The sequence below is a fragment of the Paraglaciecola sp. genome, from assembly GCF_030730205.1.
Classification (GTDB): Bacteria; Pseudomonadota; Gammaproteobacteria; order Enterobacterales; family Alteromonadaceae; genus Paraglaciecola.
In genome coordinates this window covers 1-4,004 of sequence record NZ_JANQVQ010000110.1, presented here as the reverse complement: position 1 = coordinate 4,004, position 4,004 = coordinate 1, and the positions used below count along the sequence as shown (strand labels likewise).

Annotated in this window: 4 protein-coding genes; 2 read left to right on the top strand and 2 right to left on the bottom strand. The window is 39.0% G+C overall.

Annotated elements, in window-relative coordinates; translation table 11 throughout:
* Positions 1-776: hypothetical protein (locus NWQ57_RS08335; protein ID WP_306021684.1), on the bottom strand; the 776-nt coding region annotated here is incomplete at its 3' end.
* 117 nt (positions 777-893) lie between these two features.
* A complete protein-coding gene (locus NWQ57_RS08330; protein ID WP_306021683.1) occupies positions 894-1,694 on the bottom strand; it encodes a hypothetical protein in 801 nt (266 codons plus the stop codon).
* Between the two features lie 132 nt (positions 1,695-1,826).
* Between NWQ57_RS08330 and dptF the strand changes: the two genes are divergently transcribed.
* Together dptF and dptG are read left to right on the top strand one after the other, a co-directional pair.
* Positions 1,827-3,434, top strand: coding sequence for a DNA phosphorothioation-dependent restriction protein DptF (dptF, locus tag NWQ57_RS08325; protein WP_306021682.1), 1,608 nt, complete (start codon positions 1,827-1,829; stop codon positions 3,432-3,434).
* Positions 3,435-3,438: 4 nt separating this feature from the next.
* Positions 3,439-4,004: DNA phosphorothioation-dependent restriction protein DptG (gene dptG, locus NWQ57_RS08320; protein WP_306021681.1), on the top strand; the 566-nt coding region annotated here is incomplete at its 3' end.

Below are 4,004 nucleotides of genomic sequence, written 5' to 3'. Positions count from 1 at the left end.
AGCGAGCCTGATTTATAGCGTTCTGGTGACTCAATAAATGCTAAATATTCAGTAAAAGTGGCTATTTGCAAATGTTGATGTAACCAATAAACAGCCCCTTCCCAGTAGGCTCCAAACTCTAAATGATGGGCTGTTTTTTCTGGTAGTTTTGGCAGTGCCATATTACTGCCAAAAACAATTGAATCAATAATGCTGTGGTACGCGTAATGCCAATCAGTGATGTGCCATTCAGTAGTACCATAAATACGTTGGATGTAGTCTTTACCATTAATGGAAAAAGCGACAGGCAAATCGGGTAAGGGGATAACAATATGGTTCAGCGTCGAGAGCATCCCGTTTCTAGGTGTTTTAGAATTTTCTCGAAAGGCGATTGGCAATGCACCTGCTCTTGCGAAGGTAAGCATGTTATTGAACCAGCTAATGTAAGTTAAATTACTCCCCTTGCAGAATCTTATTAATTCAGGAAACCGATTTTCGATGGTATCAGCAAGTTGTTCAGCTGAATGGCTTTTACAGTCTTTCCAGCCAAAGTATTCATTTCCGTTTGCTTCACTTGAATGAGATGCCTCTAAACGCTCATCTAAAGTGTAATAAGCTAATTCACCCTTTTGGGAAATATAAAGTGACTGAGCCGGCAACAGAGTTAATCGCCAATAAAAACCGCAAGGAGACATATAAGGAAAAATGGCTAAGTTTTGGAAGCCGCGTTGATGGAGAATATCAATGGCATGAAGAAGTCGCAGGCTTCGCCTAAGAGTTGAGTCATTAAATATCATGTTAGCGCTATTCATAATCGTAATTAAAACTATTTTTGATAGTCATAAAGGTGAGTTCACATTCAGGATCTAAATTAATGATTAGCTAAAAAATATCTACACGTCTATTAGGTAATTTTATTTAAGAATGTGAGATGAAGAGGGTCTTACGCGTTCTTCGTAAAGCCGTTCTAAAGCTTCATTAATGGTCATTTCTTCGTCCTCACTCATGTAGCGCTCTACTTGCTTATGAACAAAAATGACCGATTGTTTATATTTTTTGGCAAATGCTCCGCATTGCGATTTCATCTGCTTTTTAAAGTCTTTCTCTGCGACTTCTTTATGGATGGCATGAATGGCTTTTTCAAAATTATTATCGTTATCAGCAAAATATTCTTTTAAGGTATTTTTAGGGATCCGATAAGCTTTGCTCGCAAAATCCAGTGCTTCTCTAAATGTGCTGAATTGGTCGCCAAAAACATCAAAATATTTTGGCGTGTTGAATTGTACGTTTTGATGAACTCCAGCAGCTTCATAATCAAAACCTCGATACTTTAATCGTTCAGTAGTTTCCTCTCCAAGCTTAAGCCCAGCTTCAATACTATGTCTTAAGCTGAAATCTAAAGACACTAGCTCATGTTCTGACCACATTTCGTAAATAGTCAAAGCTTTATCATATTTCTTTGCTAATTTTTCTTTAGCAAAATCTCTTCTTTCATCAAGTGAGCCTCCTTTACTTGCTTGCAGTAAATTGTTGCATTCAGCGCAACAAGGTATTTTGACAAAGTCAGATGGCTCTTTTGTTGCTAAATAAAACTCACGATATTTTATAGGTGGGGCATAGTCATGCTCAGTTGCAATACAACCACAATAGAAACAAGTATTGAAATCACGGCTATAAGTAGGGACCAATAAATTGTAGTCCTTGTCAAAATGCATAGTTCGTCCTTGTGAGTTGTTAACAGCAAGAAAAATTTGACCCTTGCTCTAAGTACCTATTATGGTAGAGTGTTTACATGAAATAACCAAGGAGTGGTTTATTTGAAACCGCTATTTTAAGGGAGTTTTTAAATGCGGCTTCGTGAAGTTTTAAGTGTTTTATCAAAATCCTCTCCTTATGCTGTTAAAACAGATCGTGATTCAGAGCCTACCAATAATTTAGATGCGATTAAAAGCTATCTATATGTAAAAACAGACATAGAAGCTGATTTTCATAATATTTTGAAAAGCCTTAGTTATCGTGAAAAAAGAATTATTTTTCTTTGCGGCAGTAGTGGTGACGGTAAGTCAGAAATTCTTACGCGATATCAAAAGCAATTCCAGCACAAAGCGCATTTTCATCTTGATGCTACCCACAGCTTTGGCCCCAAAGAAACAGCAATAGAGCGTTTGGATAAAGTTTTTTTAGATTATGAATCAAGCGATCTGGGATTGGTTGTTGGAATAAACACCGGCATGTTGGGTAACTATTCAGAAGATGGAGCTAACCAACGAGTTAAAAATGCAGTTAAAGCCTTTTTACAAAAACAGCCAATTGTTGATGAGTTTTTGTTTTTAGATTTTGAGCAATACCCCAAATTTAAGTTGGAATCGCACTGCTACAGTTCCAAGTTTACTGAACAGCTTTTAAAACGCATTACCGCCCAGGATGACAACATTATTCGTCAACACTTCGATAAAGAAAGGGCACTGGCGGAGGCGGACGGTGTACTGTGTCAAAACTATGAATTGCTATCGATCCCATCAGTGCAACGCATAGTGGTTGAGTCGTTGTTTAAAGCCAGGTTGATGAAAGATCAGTTCTTGACTGCACGGGCACTGCTTGATTTTGTGTATCACTTATTCTCAGGTGATAACTACTTGTCTGAAAATTTGTTTACTTGCAGTGAAAGTGAGATTGTCGCCAAAATTGCTGATTTTGACCCAGCCCTGCTGCGCACAAAATTGATTGACCAATTTGTGTTAAGTCACAAACTCAACATTGAAGATCCAGAGTTTGAAGAATTTAAGCATGCATTAAAAGCTAAGGGTTTTGACTTTAGAAAGTTACGCTCGCCAGAGAGCAATATTCGCTTGTTCTATCTGCTGCAGTATGAAGATATTGGCAACAACTATCACCATCGGTTTAAAGCTGATTTTAATGATAGCCTGTTGGACAAATATGCCACTATTTGGCGGCTTCACAGCACTCCTGAACAAGCTGAAGCTAAGCAAGAATTAAAGCAGTTTTACCGAGAAGTGTTGCTCACTGCGATCAGTAAGTACAACAATCGAAATGCACCGCAGTTAGGCAAAGATGAATTGCTACTCACTACACGCGGCGGTTTTCATATTGCAGCGCAGGTTGATGTGAAGCAGGACAATACGGCAATTAAGTTGGAAGCGTCTGCCGAATCTGAACATGTCGGTTATTTCCATGCCTGCCTAAAAGTCGATGATCAACCATTACAGAAAATGGCCGTTAACATCAACTTACTTGGCTTGTTGTACCGTATTTGCGAAGGTTATCAGCCTAATAAACATGATAAAAATGCGGTGGTGTTACTTGATGAACTGGTTGAAGAGCTGCATGACATTGCCAGTAAAGCTAAAACGCTCTACATACTGCGAGGCTCAAGTCGTTACCGGCTTTATAACGCCGAAGGCAATGGCAGCGAACTTGAAGTAAGTGGAGGCTAAACAGGTGAATTTAAGCACAAAATTGGAAGTTTCAAAAAATCGCCTGAATACGTTTTTCCCACTCAGAACCAAAGATGAGCGTAAAGAGCTTGATTGGGACAGCATTCTCGGCAATGTGATCTCAGAGGTTTATCGCAAGCAGTTAGCGGTAGAAAGTTTGGCTGAGTTTCAGGCGCTTTGTGAGCAAGAGTTAAAACAGCGATTGGATGATGATGCTTTTTGGCCTGTGTTGAAAACGATGTATTTTGACACTTCAGATGTATTAAAGATTGCGCCTGAGTTTCTGCTTTTTCGCTCTGAAGAGGCCGAAGACAATAAGCATAACCAGCGTATTGGTGACATGTTCGTCAATTTGTTGGGGGGCAAAACCTTACTTAATTTGTCGCCCATGCGGTTAAATTTTGTCGAGCAAATCTTGTTTGATGTGCTTGAAAATAAAGCACTTAAACCTGAAGCAAAAATGAAGAAGCGGGTATTTAGAGAACAACCCTATTTACCTTTTTTGGCACAGTGTTTTAAAGATGATTTGGCGTTTCTGGGTTCTAAGCCGCGGTATCTGTTGGACAGCTT

What these genes read in the sequence shown, in the direction of transcription:
- NWQ57_RS08330 (WP_306021683.1), bottom strand. Translation starts at nt 1,694, where the DNA reads ATGCATTTTGACAAGGACTACAATTTATTGGTCCCTACTTATAGCCGT.
- dptF (WP_306021682.1), top strand. Translation starts at nt 1,827, where the DNA reads ATGCGGCTTCGTGAAGTTTTAAGTGTTTTATCAAAATCCTCTCCTTAT.